The organism is Bradyrhizobium sp. USDA 4451 (genome assembly GCF_054822585.1).
In genome coordinates this window covers 3,220,074-3,233,326 of record NZ_JBTRCH010000001.1, presented here as the reverse complement: position 1 = coordinate 3,233,326, position 13,253 = coordinate 3,220,074, and the positions used below count along the sequence as shown (strand labels likewise).

The window sequence follows — 13,253 nt, the reverse complement described above, 5'->3', positions numbered from 1 at the left end:
TGGGGATCATAGTGTTCACACGCTGAGCGGTCGCGTCGCGCATATGTCCCCCTCCTCCAGTGGCGCGGAAGTTCAGTAATCCCTCTTGGAAGGTGATTGTGTCGGCCTCACGTGGCCAATACCTTAAGCCGGGCTCACTCGAGCCCGGCTTTTTTTCATCCGTATGCCCTTTCACCTCAATGTCATGCAAAAGCCTGCCGCACGCCCCGGTCAGCGTGTGCATTGACAACAACCTCGCAGCGCAGCATCATGATCGCATGATCACGACTTCGTGCGCCGCTCTCTCGTCGAAAAAAGCTCCCCGCCCGGGGACACGAGATCGCGCGCGATAAGATCACCTTCGCATTCAAACCGATCCCGAAACCCCGCCGCCTGGACGGGGTTTTTTGTTGGTCCCGTCTCCGGCTTTGTCCTCTGAGGAGATGGAACATGACTGAGCTACACCAGCAATTGCAGGGCCTCTGGCTGCCCCTGATCACGCCGTTCCGCGGCGGCGAACTCGACGCCACGTCGCTTCGCCGCCTCGTGCGGCATTACGCCAGCGGGCCCGTCGACGGCTTCATCCTCGGCGCGACCTCCGGTGAAGGCATGGCGCTGAGCACGGATGAGATGGAGGGGCTGGTCAGCGTCGTGCTCGACGAGCTCAGTGCCAGCTCCCGCCATCTACCGGTCTGCCTCGGGCTCTCCGGCGCCTCGACCGCCAAGATGAAGGACGCGCTGGACGACACGGCCGACTGGCCGATCAACGGCTATCTGATCGCGAGCCCCTACTACACCAGGCCCTCGCAGCGCGGCCTCGTGCAGCACTTCAACGCGCTTGCCGATCACGCGTCGTGGCCGATCGTGCTCTACAATATCCCCTATCGCACGGCGGTGAACCTGACCAACGAGACGCTGCTGACGCTCGCCGACCATCCGAACATCGCCGGCATAAAGGATTGCAGCGCCGACCGTGCGCAATCGATCGACTTCCTCAACCGGCGGCCGGCCGGCTTTCGCGTGCTGACCGGCGAGGATGCGCAAACCTTCGATGCGCTCTCGGACGGCGCCGACGGCGCGATCCTGCTCTCCGCGCATCTGGAGACCAACATATTCGCCTCGATCCGCACGCTGCTGCAGCAGGGCAAGCGCGACGCGGCATTGGCTGCGTGGCAGAGCGTCGTCGGCCTGACGCGGCTGCTGTTCGCCGAACCGAGCCCCGCGCCGGCCAAGCACTGGCTGTGGCGGCAGGGGCTGATCGACAGCCCCGAGGTGCGGCTACCGATGGTCGAGGTGAGCGAGGATCTCGCAAGCTGGCTCGATGCCGAGATGGAGCGCCGCGCGCAACTACTGCTGCCGGCGTGACTCTTGTAGCCCGGATGCAGCGAAGCGAAATCCGGGGCCGGTCTCACGGTGAGGTGACGGCCCCGGATTTCGCTTCGCTGCATCCGGGCTACCGATCTCGTTGCCTCAATCCAGCTTCACCCGCGACAGCCTGAGCGCGTTGCCGATCACGCTGACCGAGGACAGCGCCATCGCGGCGGCGCCGACCATCGGCGACAGCAGGATGCCGAACAACGGGTACAGCACGCCGGCCGCGATCGGCACGCCGGCGGCGTTGTAGACAAAGGCGAAGGCCAGGTTCTGGCGGATGTTGCGCATGGTCGCGACCGACAAGCGCCGCGCCCGGACCAGACCCGTCAGGTCGCCGGTGAGCAGCGTGATCCCGGCGCTCTCGATCGCGACATCGGTGCCGCCGCCCATCGCGATGCCGACATCGGCGGCGGCGAGCGCCGGCGCATCGTTGACGCCGTCGCCGGACATCGCGACAATGCGGCCCTCGCCCCGCAGCCGCTGCACGACCTCGCTCTTGCGCTCCGGCAACACGCCGGCCTCGACCTCGTCGATACCGAGCGTCTTCGCCACCGCGCGCGCGGTGGTCTCGTTGTCGCCGGTCAGCATCACGATGCGCAGACCCTCGGCACGCAGTGCCTGGAGTGCATTTGTAGCCGACGGCTTGACCGGATCGGCGATCGCGATCACGCCGGCGATACGGCCATCGACCGCGACATAGATCGCCGTCGCGCCGTCGCGCCGCGCAACTTCGGCGGCCTCATCCAGCGTTGACGTGGCGATCTTCAGCTCGCCCATCAGCACCGAATTTCCGAGCGCAACCTGCCTGCCCTCGACGAGGCCGGTCGCGCCCTTGCCGGAGGGCGAGGCAAAATTGCTGACCGCGGATGTTGCAAGCTTGCGCTCCTTGGCGCGAGCGATGATCGCCTGCGCCAGCGGATGCTCGCTGCCCTGCTCGACGCTTGCAGCCAGGCGCAGCAGATCGCTCTCGTCGACGCCTTCGGCGGCAATGATGCGGGTGACTTTCGGCTTGCCCTCGGTAAGCGTGCCGGTCTTGTCGATCACCAGCGTGTCGATCGCCTCCATCCGCTCCAGCGCCTGCGCGTCGCGGATCAGGATGCCGGAATGCGCGCCACGGCCGACACCGACCATGATCGACATCGGCGTCGCGAGCCCCAGCGCGCAGGGGCACGCGATGATCAGCACCGTGACGGCCGCGACCAGTGCGAAGGTCAGGCGCGGCTCGGGACCGAACACCGACCAGGCGATGAAGGCGAACACGGCGGCGGCGACCACCGCCGGCACGAACCAGCCGGCGACGCGATCGGCGAGCCGCTGGATCGGCGCGCGCGAACGCTGTGCCTTGGCCACCATGTCGACGATCCGCGACAGCATGGTGTCGCGGCCGACCTTGTCGGCGCGCATCACGACGCCGCCGCTCTGATTGACGGTGCCGCCGATCACGTTGGCGCCTTCCGCCTTCGTCACCGGCATCGATTCGCCTGTGACCATGGATTCGTCGATGACGGCGTTGCCCTCGATCACGACGCCGTCGACCGGCACCTTCTCGCCGGGGCGCACGCGCAGGCGGTCGCCGACCTTGATGGCATCGATCTCGATATCCTCGTCGCCATGTTCGGTGATGCGGCGCGCGGTCTTGGGCGCGAGCCCAAGCAGCGCCCGGATCGCGCCCGAGGTCTGCGCGCGGGCGCGCAGCTCCAGCACCTGACCGAGCAGCACCAGCACCGTGATCACGGCGGCTGCCTCGAAATACACCGCGACCGCGCCATGCATGTCGCGGAATGCCGGCGGGAACAGCTGCGGCGCCAGGGTCGCAACCACGCTGTAGGCATAGGCGACGCCGGTGCCCATCGCGATCAGCGTGAACATGTTGAGATTGCGCGTCACGACCGACTGCCAGCCGCGCGCGAAGAACGGCGCGCCGGCCCACAGCACGACCGGCGTCGCCAGCACAAACGAGATCCAGTTCGACCAGCCCATCGGCACCAGATGCATCAGCCCGAGATGGCTGCCCATCTCCAGCACGAACACCGGCAAGGTGAGCGCAAGACCGATCCAGAATCGCCGCGTCATATCGATCAGTTCGGGATCCGGTCCGTCGTCGAGCGAGACTTGCTCGGGCTCCAGCGCCATGCCGCAGATCGGGCAAGAGCCGGGACCGACCTGGCGCACCTCGGGATGCATCGGGCAGGTGTAGATGGTGCCGGCCGGCATCGGAGGCTCCGATTCGCGCGGCTTGAGATACTTCTCGGGCTCGGCCTCGAAACGCTCGCGGCAGCGGCCGCTGCAGAACAGGTACTCCTCGCCCTTGTAGCTGAAGCGGTGCTTGGCGGTCGCCAGGTTGACCTTCATGCCGCAGACCGGATCGATCGCGAACGCGGCCTCGGCCGGCGTCGCGCCGTGATCATGCTTGCCGCCGCAGCAGGACTGCGCGGCCGCGCCATGATGATGATGATCGGCGTGCGAGTGGTCGTGCTTTGCCTGTGCCACGAAACTCTTCCCGGCCGATATCCCGGCCTCTTGATTTACATACCCTAGGGGGGTATATGAGGCCTATGAGAGACGAGGTCAAGGCATCCTGTTTAAAACGGCTCAAACGGATCGAGGGTCAGATCCGTGGGCTGGCCGCCATGGTCGAGGACGACCGCTATTGCATCGACGTGGTGACGCAGATCGCAGCCGCGCGCGCGGCGTTGCGCCGCGTCGAGGAAGAGGTCCTGCGCGATCATGTGGCGCATTGCGTGGAGCACGCGATCTCGTCCGGTGACAAGGCCGACCAGCGGCGCAAGATCGCCGAGCTGATGGACGTGATCGGGCGGGCGGATCGGTAGAGCTGGTTGATTGCGGCACGCCAGTCGCGCTGATGGAAAGTCAGCAGCGCCTCTACATATTCAGTGTCGTCCCTGCGAAAGCAGGGACCCATAACCACAGGACGTGGGGATGAAGCGAGCTGGGGCCACAGCTCGCTTCAACAACACCACCCTGTGGTTATGGGTCCCGGGTCGCGCTTCGCTTGCCCGGGACGACGTGGGGATAGAGCGGCGCCTCACGTCCCGGCCTTCGCCGGGACGACTTGGGAGAAAGCGAGCCCGAAATCGCTGCTCAGGTATTGAACCTGAAATGCATCACGTCGCCGTCGGCGACGACATATTCCTTGCCTTCCAGCCGCAACTTGCCGGCATCGCGCGCGCCGGCTTCGCCGTTGCCGGCGATGTAATCGTCATAGGCAATGGTCTCGGCGCGGATAAAACCCTTCTCGAAATCGGTATGGATCACGCCGGCGGCGGCGGGCGCCTTGGTGCCGCGGTCGATGGTCCAGGCGCGGGCTTCCTTCGGGCCGACGGTGAAGTAGGTGATGAGGTCGAGCAGCTGGTAGCCGGCGCGGATCAGCCGATCGAGGCCGGCCTCTTCGAGGCCCAGCGTCTCCAGGAACTCGGCGCGCTCCTCGCGCGACAGCGTCGCGATCTCGGATTCGATCTTGGCCGAGATCACGACCGCGACCGCACCTTCCTCCTTGGCGCGTTCGAACACCGCCTTGGAGAAATTGTTGCCGTCCTTGGCCGAGCCTTCCTCGACGTTGCAGACGTAGAGCACGGGCTTCGAGGTCAACAGCCCGAGCATGCGGAACGCACGCTCCTCCTCCGGCTTGCGCTCCATGCCGCGAGCCGGCTTGCCGTCGCGCAGCAACGCCAGCGCGCGATTGACCAGCTCGAGCTGCTCCTTGGCTTCCTTGTCGTTGCCCTTGGCCTTCTTGGCGAGATTGTCGACACGCTTCTCGAGGCTGTCGAGGTCCGACAGCATCAGCTCGGTCTCGATGGTCTCGATGTCGGCGAGCGGCGCGATCTTGCCTTCGACATGGGTGATGTCGGAATCCTCGAAGCAACGCACCACATGGGCGATGGCATCGACCTCGCGGATATTGGCGAGGAACTGGTTGCCGAGGCCTTCGCCCTGCGACGCGCCGCGGACCAGTCCTGCGATATCGACGAAGGTCAGCCGGGTCGGGATGATCTGCGCGGATTTCGCGACCGCAGCGAGCTTCTCCAGCCGCGGATCGGGCACCGCCACCTCGCCGACATTCGGCTCGATGGTGCAGAATGGATAGTTCGCCGCCTGGGCGGCCGCCGTCTCGGTCAGCGCATTGAACAGCGTCGACTTGCCGACGTTAGGCAGCCCGACGATCCCGCATTTGAATCCCATGTTCGTCCCGATCTCTCGCGCACACGCTGCGCGGCTGAACTGAGTGACGAGGGTCCGCTAGGGCCCCTCGTCCTTGGTGTCGAAAAATCCCTTGGCCTGCATCGTCAGATGCACCTTATTGGCGAACGAGGCGTCGTGTCCGGAAGCCAGCAGGCCGGCATTGTCGGCGATGGCCTGGCACAAGGCCTCGACCCACGCCCGGTCGCTTTTCGCGAAGTCCGACAGCACGTGGCTGTGCACGAGCTCCTTGACGCCGGGATGACCGATCCCGAGCCGCACCCGCCGATAGTCGTTGCCGATATGCGCGGAGATCGAGCGCAGCCCGTTATGGCCGGCGATCCCGCCGCCGATCTTGACCCGCACCTTGGCGGGCGGCAGTTCGAGCTCGTCCTGGAACACGGTGACGTCGGCGGGCACCAGCTTGAAGAAGTTCGCCGCTTCCTGCACCGCGCGTCCGGACTCGTTCATGAAGGTGGTCGGCTTCAGCAGCACGACCTTCTCACGATCGATGACGCCTTCGGCAGTCTCGCCCTGAAAGCGACGGCGCCATGGTGCGAAACCATGACGCCGTGCAATCTCATCGACCGCCAGGAAACCGATATTGTGTCGGTTGCTGGCGTATTTCGCACCGGGATTACCGAGACCGACAAAAAGGCGCATGGCGCGGCATCCCGAATCGGCGCGCCATCAGAGGATCGCGCGCCGACCTGATCGATTACTTCTTCTTGTCGCCACCGCCGGCGGGAGCCTTGGCGCCCGCGGCCGGAGCCGCAGCGCCCGCAGCCGGAGCGGCAGCAGCCGGAGCCGCAGCACCCGCGGCCGGAGCCGCAGCACCACCAGCAGCCGCCGCAGCCGCGGCCTTCTGCTCTTCGGCGTAGCCGGACGGCGGCACGATGGTGACGAGGGTCGCGTCCTCGCGGGTCAGCGACTTCACGCCCTTCGGCAGCTTGACGTCGGAGAGATGCAGCGAATAGCTGATCTCGAGCGCGCCGACGTCGGCCTCGATGTACTGCGGAATGTTGTCCACCGAGCACTCGAGATCGAGGGCGTGGGTGACGATGTTGACGGTGCCACCGCGCTTGACGCCCGGCGAGCTTTCACCGTTCACGATGTGCAGCGGCACGCTGACGCGGATGGTCGCGCCTTCGCCGAGCCGCATGAAGTCGACATGGAGCGGGAAGTCCTTCACCGGGTCGAGGTGGTAGTCGCGCGGAATCACGCGGTGCTTCTTGCCCTCGACATCGATATCGAACAGCGTGGTCAGGAACCGGCCGGCCAGGATGCGCTGGCGCAGTTCACGATCGTCGACCGAGATGGTGACGGGGGGCTGGTTGTCTCCGTAGATCACTCCGGGAACTCTCCCGGCGCGACGCTCTGCCCGGGCGGCCCCCTTGCCGCTCTTCGGACGCGCGGTCGCCTTCAATTCCTTGACGGTCGCCATAGCGTTAAGTCCTTGTATTTAAAAAGTTAAAGGCCGCAGCGCGGCCCATGCTCAAGTCCACAGCGAGCCTCCAGGGGTGCGGGGGCCGCGGACGTGGCGGGCTTTTAGCCCCAAAGGGCCGAAATGACAAGGAAATGAAGGGATTTTTCTTGCTTGGCCCACGGCGGGAACGTAGCCCGGATGCAGCGAAGCGCAATCCGGGGAATTGATCCGCGGATGGCGCCCCCGGATTTCGCTGCGCTCCATCCGGGCTACAGAAGCGGCTAACCCGCCGAACCGCCGAGCTTGGCTTCCAGCGCCGCGATCCTCGCCTTCAGCGCCTCGTTCTCCTCGCGCGCCAGGCGGGCCATGTCCTTGACCGCGTCGAACTCCTCGCGCTTGACCACGTCGAGGTCGCGCAGGATCCGTTCGGCCTGGTTGCGCATGACCGTGTCGACCTCGCGCTTGACGCCCTGGGCGGCGCCGGCGGCGTCGTTCATCAGACGGCCGATCTCGTCGAAAAACCGGTTGCTGGTCTGGGTCATCTCGCAAAACTCTCCGCGTTCACTGAATCGCGATAAGACAATGGCGATGTCAGCCATCCGGTTCAAGTCCGCCGCGAATGGCAGGCCTCCCGTGAGCCCGCCTTGTCATGCTCCGGTTTCCTTGCAATCGTATGAACTCACAACAGAAATCGCACACATAACGCGAGCAGAAACGCCATGATCGAAGCGACCGTCGAGATTCCGACCAAGGACGGCAAGACCACCACCTTCATCACCCATCCCGAGCGCGGCGGCCCCTTCCCGGTCGTGATCTTCTACATGGACGCACCGGCGATCCGCGAGGAGCTGCGCGACATGGCGCGCCGGCTCGGCACCTCCGGCTACTATGTGATGCTGCCCAATCTGTACTACCGGTCCGGCGTGATGGAGCTCGGTCCGATACCGCCCGACCCCGACGCGCCCGAGCGCAAGCGCATGTTCGAATACATGAACTCCATCAACATCCCGCTGGTGATGGAAGACACCAAAGGCCTGCTCGCCTATGCCGAGACCCAGAAGGCTGCCAACACCAAAATCGTCGGCACCGTCGGCTACTGCATGAGCGGCCGCTATGCGATCAACGCGGCGACGCATTTCGGCGATCGGGTCAAGGCTGCCGCCTCGATCTATGGCACGCATCTGGCGACCGACCAGCCCGACAGCCCGCACCTTGCCGCGCAAAAGACCAAGGCCGAACTCTATTTCGCCTGCGCCGAGACCGATATCTACGCGCCTCGGGAAATCATCGAGCAGGTCAAGGCCGGCATGAAGGGATCGAGCAACGAGGTCGAGGTCTATCCCGGCACGCATCACGGCTTTGCCTTCCCCAAGCGCCCGGTCTATGACCGCGACGCCGCCGAACGCCATTGGGAGCGGCTGCTCGCGCTCTACCGGCGCAACCTCGTGAACTGAGCCTCAACCTGCACGATGCCGTTCCTGCTGATCGACTTCCCGGTGTTCAACCCCGTCGCGCTCGCGCTCGGGCCGATCGTGATCCGCTGGTATGCGCTGGCCTATATCGTCGGCATCGTGCTGGGCTGGATCTACGCCCGCTCGCTGATCAAGAAGCAGCGGCTGTGGGGCGGCGAGGTGCCGATCACGCTGCCGCAGCTCGACGATTTCATCCTCTGGGTCACCATCGGCATCATCGTCGGCGGCCGCACCGGCTACGTGCTGTTCTACAATCTGCCGTTCTTCATGGCGCATCCGTCCGAGATTCTCGAGCTGTGGAAGGGCGGCATGTCGTTCCACGGCGGCTTCCTCGGCTGCGTCGCCGCGGTGATGCTGTTTGCCCGCCGCAACAACATCCCGATCCTGTCGCTCGGCGACATCACAACCGCGGTGGCGCCGATCGGCCTGTTCCTCGGCCGGCTCGCCAATTTCATCAACAGCGAATTGTGGGGCCGGCACGCCGATCCGAGCCTGCCCTGGGCGATGATCTTCCCCAATGGCGGACCGCTGCCGCGCCATCCGAGCCAGCTCTATGAGGCCGGCCTCGAGGGCATCGTGCTGTTCACGGCGCTGGCGATCATGATCCGGCTGGGCGCATTGAAGCGGCCCGGCCTGATCCTCGGCAGCTTCATCACCATCTACGGCATCGCCCGAATCATCGGCGAGCACTTCCGGGAGCCCGATCCGCAGCTCGGATTCCTGTGGGGCGGATTAACCATGGGGATGCTGCTGTCGGTGCCAATGATTATCGTGGGCGCTATCATCATCACGTCCGCCGTCCGCCGCAAGGCGAACGGGCCGGCGCCGAATGCAACGTGACGCAAGTGCAATCCAAGGAAGGCCGTGAGCGAACCCTCCCCGCTGCTGGATGAGATCAGGAGGCTGATCAAGCTGTCCGGGCCGATGCCGGTCTGGCGCTACATGGAACTGTGCCTGATGCACCCGCAGTACGGCTATTACCTGTCGCGCGATCCGCTCGGCCGCGAGGGCGATTTCACCACGGCGCCCGAGGTCAGCCAGATGTTCGGCGAGCTGCTCGGGCTGTGGAGCGCCTCGATCTGGCGTGCGATCGGCTCGCCGGAGACGTTCCGCCTGATCGAGCTCGGGCCCGGCCGCGGCACCATGATGTCGGACGCGCTGCGTGCGCTGCGCGTGCTGCCGCCGCTCTACCAGTCGCTCAGCATTCACCTCGTCGAGGTCAATCCGGTGCTGCGCGAGAAACAGCAGGCGACGCTGACCGGCGTGCGCGACGTCACCTGGCACGACAGCATCGACGACGTGCCCGAGGGACCGGCGGTGATCCTCGCCAACGAGTATTTCGACGTGCTGCCGATCCACCAGATGGTCCGCCGCGAGACCGGCTGGCACGAGCGCACGGTCGGGATGGATGCCAATGGCAATTTGTATTTCGCCCCCGCTCCCGAACCGACACCGCACTTCGAGGTGCTGCTGCCGCCGCTGGTGCGCGCCGCGCCGCTAAATGCGGTGTTCGAATGGCGGCCCGACAACGAGGTCATGAAGCTCGCCACCCGGGTGCGCGACCAGGACGGCGCCGCGCTGATCATCGATTACGGCCACCTGCGCAGCGATGCCGGCGACACCTTCCAGGCGATCGCACGCCACAGCTTCGCCGACCCGCTGAAGAACCCGGGACAGGCCGACGTCACCGCGCATGTCGATTTCCAGGCGTTGGCACGCGCCGCCGAGGATGTCGGCGCGCGGGTCCACGGCCCGGCCACGCAGGGCGACTTCCTCAAGCGGCTCGGCGTCGAAGCCCGCGCCGCCGGACTGATGGCGAAAGCCAGCCCCGAAATGTCCGCCGACATTGCCGGCGCGCTGAAGCGGCTGACCGAGCCCGGGCGCGGCGGGATGGGCTCGATGTTCAAGGTCATGGCCATCTCCGACCCGCGCCTCACCTCGATCGCCGGCCTCAGCGATCAGCCTGACGAGACCGAACAATGACATTGGGATCACCGCTGCTGTCGGCCATACCGGGCCTGCGCCATGCCTTCTTCTCGCGCGAGGGCGGGGTCTCCGAGGGCGTCTATGCCGGCCTCAATGGCGGGCTCGGCTCGCGCGACGATCCGGCCAAGGTCGCGGAGAACCGGCGGCGGATGGCAGAGCAGCTCGGCGTGCCGCTCGATCATCTGATCAGCGTGCATCAGGTGCACTCGCTCGACGTCGTCGTCGTCGATAGCCCGTGGAACGGCGCGCCGCGTCCGAAGGCGGACGCGCTCGTCACCCGCACCGAGGGGCTTGCGATCTCGGTCACGACCGCCGACTGCGGGCCGATCCTGTTCGTCGATCCCAATGCACGGGTGATCGGCGCGGCGCATGCCGGCTGGAAGGGCGCGCTGACCGGCGTGCTGGAATCGACCATCGATGCGATGGAGAAGCTCGGCGCCGAGCGCGGCGGCATCGTCGCCGCGATCGGCCCGCTGATCCGCAAGGAATCCTACGAGGTCGGCAACGAATTCGTCGAGCGCTTCATCGAGGCCGATGCCGAGAACGGCATGTTCTTCCTGCCCGGCGAGCGCGACGGACACGCGATGTTCGATCTCGCCGGCTTCATCCGGATGCGGCTGGAAAATGCCGGCGTGCTGATGATCGACGATCTCGGCATCGACACCTATTCCGACGAGCGCTGCTTCAGCTACCGCCGCTCGGTCCACCGCAAGGAAGCCGATTACGGCCGGCACGTGCACGCCATCGCGCTGGAAGGCTGACGCCGCGCGTCCGGTCGCCATCAGACGAGGCCAGCATTGCGAACCGGCAGCGAGGTCATGCGGCACCATCTCTCTGACTGAGCAAGGAAATCCGAAACCTCGTGGCACAGCCCCTGGATCGGTTAAGGGCTGTGGCCGTCCTGCCCTAGACGTTAAGCCGTTTTAACGATATCGCAGGACGCAATGAGGGAAGCGTCAAATCACCAGTTTCAAACTGGGACAGCCGTACGTGCCGCGATCGCAGCCGGATGGCTGGCGATCGCATGCGCGCTTGGCGGCTGCGCGGCCGGCGGCAACGTGGCCGACTCCTACGCCATGGCCACGCCGGCGAGCGGCGGCGGCGCCACCGTCGCCTTCGAATCGATCGACGGCCCGCCCCCCCAGGTGTTCGACCGCATGGTCGGCGTGCTCGACAGCGAATCCAAGCTGCGCAGCCTGTCGATCGTGTCGCGCCAGGGCACCGCGGCCTATCGCGTGCGCAGCTATCTGTCGGCGCAGGTGGTGCGCGGCCGCACCATGATCGCGTGGGTGTGGGACGTCTACGACAGCAACCAGCAACGTGCGCTCCGGCTCTCCGGCGAAGAACCCGCCGGCAAGGCCGGCCGCGACGCCTGGGCCGCCGCAGACGATCTGGTGCTGCGCAGGATCGCCCAGGCCGGCCTCAGTGGCCTTACCAGCATGATCAATGGCGGTCCGACCGATGGCCCGGCGCCGGCCCCGGCGGCTCCCGACCTGCGCGGGCCTGCCATGGTCAGCGTCCCGGCGCCCGCCGAGACCGTGGCGCTCAGCTATTCCGCCGACTAACCCCCGGTATCTCCCGGGAAAAGGCGTTTTTTGCCCAGGAAAACGCAGTGAAGACGGGCTAATGGGTTGCCAGCGCGGCCGCCTGCCTGATATTCCCTCGCGCACCGAAAACCCGCCGGTTCTGTAAGGACTTGAGATGCTGAACGTCGTATCCAGCAAGGCGCGGGGGGAAGCATCGATGTCGGCAAAGAACGGATCAATCAAGCTCGTCGCCGGCAACTCCAATCCTGCGCTGGCGCAGGACATCGCCAAGGGCCTTGGCATCGAACTGACCAAGGCCGTGGTCCGGCGCTTCGCCGACATGGAGATCTTCGTCGAGATCCAGGAGAACGTCCGCGGCTCGGACATGTTCATCCTGCAATCGACGTCGTTTCCCGCCAACGACAATCTGATGGAGCTTTTGATCATCACCGACGCGCTGCGCCGCTCCTCGGCGCGCCGCATCACCGCGGTGGTGCCGTATTTCGGCTATGCCCGGCAGGATCGCCGGTCCGGCTCGCGCACCCCGATCTCGGCCAAGCTCGTCGCCAACCTGATCTCGCACGCCGGCGTCGACCGCGTCATGACGCTCGACCTGCATGCCGGCCAGATCCAGGGCTTCTTCGACATCCCGACCGACAACCTCTTCGCTGCGCCGTTGATGGTGCGCGATATCAAGGAGAAGTTCGACCTCGCCAAGGTGATGGTGGTGTCGCCCGACGTCGGCGGCGTGGCGCGTGCCCGCGGCCTCGCCAAGCGCATCAATACCCCGCTGGCGATCGTCGACAAGCGCCGCGAGCGCCCCGGTGAGTCCGAAGTGATGAACGTGATCGGCGACGTCGCCGGCTACAACTGCATCCTGGTCGACGACATCGTCGATTCCGGCGGCACGCTGGTGAATGCGGCCGAGGCGCTGATCGCGCACGGCGCCAAGGAGGTTTCGGCCTACATCACCCACGGCGTGCTGTCGGGCGGCGCCGCCGCGCGCATCGCCTCGTCGCGGCTGAAGGAGCTGGTCATCACCGACTCGATCCTGCCGACGGAAGCCGTCAACAAGGCGCCGAACATCCGCCAGATCTCGATCGCCGGCCTGATCGCCGAAGCGATCGGCCGCACCGCCGCGGAAGAGTCGGTCTCCAGCCTATTCGACTAATGACGGCTCTGTAGGGTGGGCAAAGGCGCGATTGGCCGTGTCCACCATCAAGCCCGCGCTTGGGATGTGGGCACGCTATTGCTTTGCCCACCCTACGGCGTAGTTTGATTAACTCGCTGCTG

13 protein-coding genes are annotated in these 13,253 nt (G+C 65.8%); 8 read left to right on the top strand and 5 right to left on the bottom strand.

What is annotated here, in order from left to right:
- Window positions 1-429: 429 nt before the first annotated feature.
- Entirely contained in the window at window positions 430-1,344 is a 915-nt protein-coding gene (gene dapA, locus ACVMB0_RS14975; RefSeq protein WP_461346747.1) for a 4-hydroxy-tetrahydrodipicolinate synthase, read from the top strand.
- Between the two features lie 105 nt (window positions 1,345-1,449).
- Here the strand turns inward: dapA and ACVMB0_RS14970 are convergent, their stop codons facing one another.
- Entirely contained in the window at window positions 1,450-3,843 is a 2,394-nt protein-coding gene (locus tag ACVMB0_RS14970; protein WP_461346746.1) for a heavy metal translocating P-type ATPase, read from the bottom strand.
- A 65-nt stretch (window positions 3,844-3,908) separates the two neighbouring features.
- Here ACVMB0_RS14970 and ACVMB0_RS14965 point away from each other — a divergent pair, with 65 nt between their 5' ends.
- Entirely contained in the window at window positions 3,909-4,184 is a 276-nt protein-coding gene (locus tag ACVMB0_RS14965) for a metal-sensitive transcriptional regulator (RefSeq protein WP_456756288.1), read from the top strand.
- A 271-nt stretch (window positions 4,185-4,455) separates the two neighbouring features.
- Here the strand turns inward: ACVMB0_RS14965 and ychF are convergent, their stop codons facing one another.
- The 4 genes from ychF to ACVMB0_RS14945 form a co-directional block, all read right to left on the bottom strand.
- Entirely contained in the window at window positions 4,456-5,553 is a 1,098-nt protein-coding gene (ychF, locus tag ACVMB0_RS14960) for a redox-regulated ATPase YchF (RefSeq protein ID WP_461346745.1), read from the bottom strand.
- Window positions 5,554-5,610: 57 nt separating this feature from the next.
- Window positions 5,611-6,213: an aminoacyl-tRNA hydrolase gene (gene pth, locus ACVMB0_RS14955; RefSeq protein ID WP_461346744.1), complete on the bottom strand. Its 603-nt coding sequence runs from the start codon at window positions 6,211-6,213 to the stop codon at window positions 5,611-5,613.
- A gap of 55 nt (window positions 6,214-6,268) precedes the next feature.
- On the bottom strand, window positions 6,269-6,994 hold the full coding sequence (locus ACVMB0_RS14950) for a 50S ribosomal protein L25/general stress protein Ctc (RefSeq protein WP_456750124.1): 726 nt from the start codon (window positions 6,992-6,994) through the stop codon (window positions 6,269-6,271).
- 263 nt (window positions 6,995-7,257) lie between these two features.
- Window positions 7,258-7,518, bottom strand: a complete 261-nt coding sequence (locus ACVMB0_RS14945) for an accessory factor UbiK family protein (protein ID WP_038388183.1) — start codon at window positions 7,516-7,518, stop codon at window positions 7,258-7,260.
- Between the two features lie 177 nt (window positions 7,519-7,695).
- Between ACVMB0_RS14945 and ACVMB0_RS14940 the strand changes: the two genes are divergently transcribed.
- The 6 genes from ACVMB0_RS14940 (at window position 7,696) to ACVMB0_RS14915 (ending at window position 13,131) form a co-directional block, all read left to right on the top strand.
- Complete coding sequence (locus tag ACVMB0_RS14940; RefSeq protein ID WP_461346743.1) at window positions 7,696-8,430, top strand: dienelactone hydrolase family protein; 735 nt, start codon at window positions 7,696-7,698, stop codon at window positions 8,428-8,430.
- Window positions 8,431-8,445: 15 nt separating this feature from the next.
- A complete protein-coding gene (gene lgt, locus ACVMB0_RS14935) occupies window positions 8,446-9,288 on the top strand; it encodes a prolipoprotein diacylglyceryl transferase (protein WP_461346742.1) in 843 nt (280 codons plus the stop codon).
- A gap of 84 nt (window positions 9,289-9,372) precedes the next feature.
- A complete protein-coding gene (locus ACVMB0_RS14930; protein ID WP_461349656.1) occupies window positions 9,373-10,431 on the top strand; it encodes a class I SAM-dependent methyltransferase in 1,059 nt (352 codons plus the stop codon).
- Window positions 10,428-11,195, top strand: coding sequence for a peptidoglycan editing factor PgeF (pgeF, locus tag ACVMB0_RS14925; protein ID WP_461346741.1), 768 nt, complete (start codon window positions 10,428-10,430; stop codon window positions 11,193-11,195). Before ACVMB0_RS14930 ends, pgeF begins: the two co-directional genes overlap by 4 nt.
- A gap of 183 nt (window positions 11,196-11,378) precedes the next feature.
- The gene (locus ACVMB0_RS14920) at window positions 11,379-11,999 is read left to right on the top strand and encodes a hypothetical protein (protein ID WP_461346740.1); all 621 of its coding nucleotides are present in this window, start codon (window positions 11,379-11,381) and stop codon (window positions 11,997-11,999) included.
- 178 nt (window positions 12,000-12,177) lie between these two features.
- Complete coding sequence (locus ACVMB0_RS14915) at window positions 12,178-13,131, top strand: ribose-phosphate pyrophosphokinase (protein ID WP_028344316.1); 954 nt, start codon at window positions 12,178-12,180, stop codon at window positions 13,129-13,131.
- The last annotated feature ends 122 nt before the right edge of the window (window positions 13,132-13,253 follow it).

What these genes read in the sequence shown, in the direction of transcription:
- dapA (WP_461346747.1), top strand. Translation starts at nt 430, where the DNA reads ATGACTGAGCTACACCAGCAATTGCAGGGCCTCTGGCTGCCCCTGATC.
- ACVMB0_RS14965 (WP_456756288.1), top strand. Translation starts at nt 3,909, where the DNA reads ATGAGAGACGAGGTCAAGGCATCCTGTTTAAAACGGCTCAAACGGATC.
- ychF (WP_461346745.1), bottom strand. Translation starts at nt 5,553, where the DNA reads ATGGGATTCAAATGCGGGATCGTCGGGCTGCCTAACGTCGGCAAGTCG.
- pth (WP_461346744.1), bottom strand. Translation starts at nt 6,213, where the DNA reads ATGCGCCTTTTTGTCGGTCTCGGTAATCCCGGTGCGAAATACGCCAGC.
- ACVMB0_RS14950 (WP_456750124.1), bottom strand. Translation starts at nt 6,994, where the DNA reads ATGGCGACCGTCAAGGAATTGAAGGCGACCGCGCGTCCGAAGAGCGGC.
- ACVMB0_RS14945 (WP_038388183.1), bottom strand. Translation starts at nt 7,518, where the DNA reads ATGACCCAGACCAGCAACCGGTTTTTCGACGAGATCGGCCGTCTGATG.
- ACVMB0_RS14940 (WP_461346743.1), top strand. Translation starts at nt 7,696, where the DNA reads ATGATCGAAGCGACCGTCGAGATTCCGACCAAGGACGGCAAGACCACC.
- lgt (WP_461346742.1), top strand. Translation starts at nt 8,446, where the DNA reads ATGCCGTTCCTGCTGATCGACTTCCCGGTGTTCAACCCCGTCGCGCTC.
- ACVMB0_RS14930 (WP_461349656.1), top strand. Translation starts at nt 9,373, where the DNA reads ATGCCGGTCTGGCGCTACATGGAACTGTGCCTGATGCACCCGCAGTAC.
- pgeF (WP_461346741.1), top strand. Translation starts at nt 10,428, where the DNA reads ATGACATTGGGATCACCGCTGCTGTCGGCCATACCGGGCCTGCGCCAT.
- ACVMB0_RS14920 (WP_461346740.1), top strand. Translation starts at nt 11,379, where the DNA reads ATGAGGGAAGCGTCAAATCACCAGTTTCAAACTGGGACAGCCGTACGT.
- ACVMB0_RS14915 (WP_028344316.1), top strand. Translation starts at nt 12,178, where the DNA reads ATGTCGGCAAAGAACGGATCAATCAAGCTCGTCGCCGGCAACTCCAAT.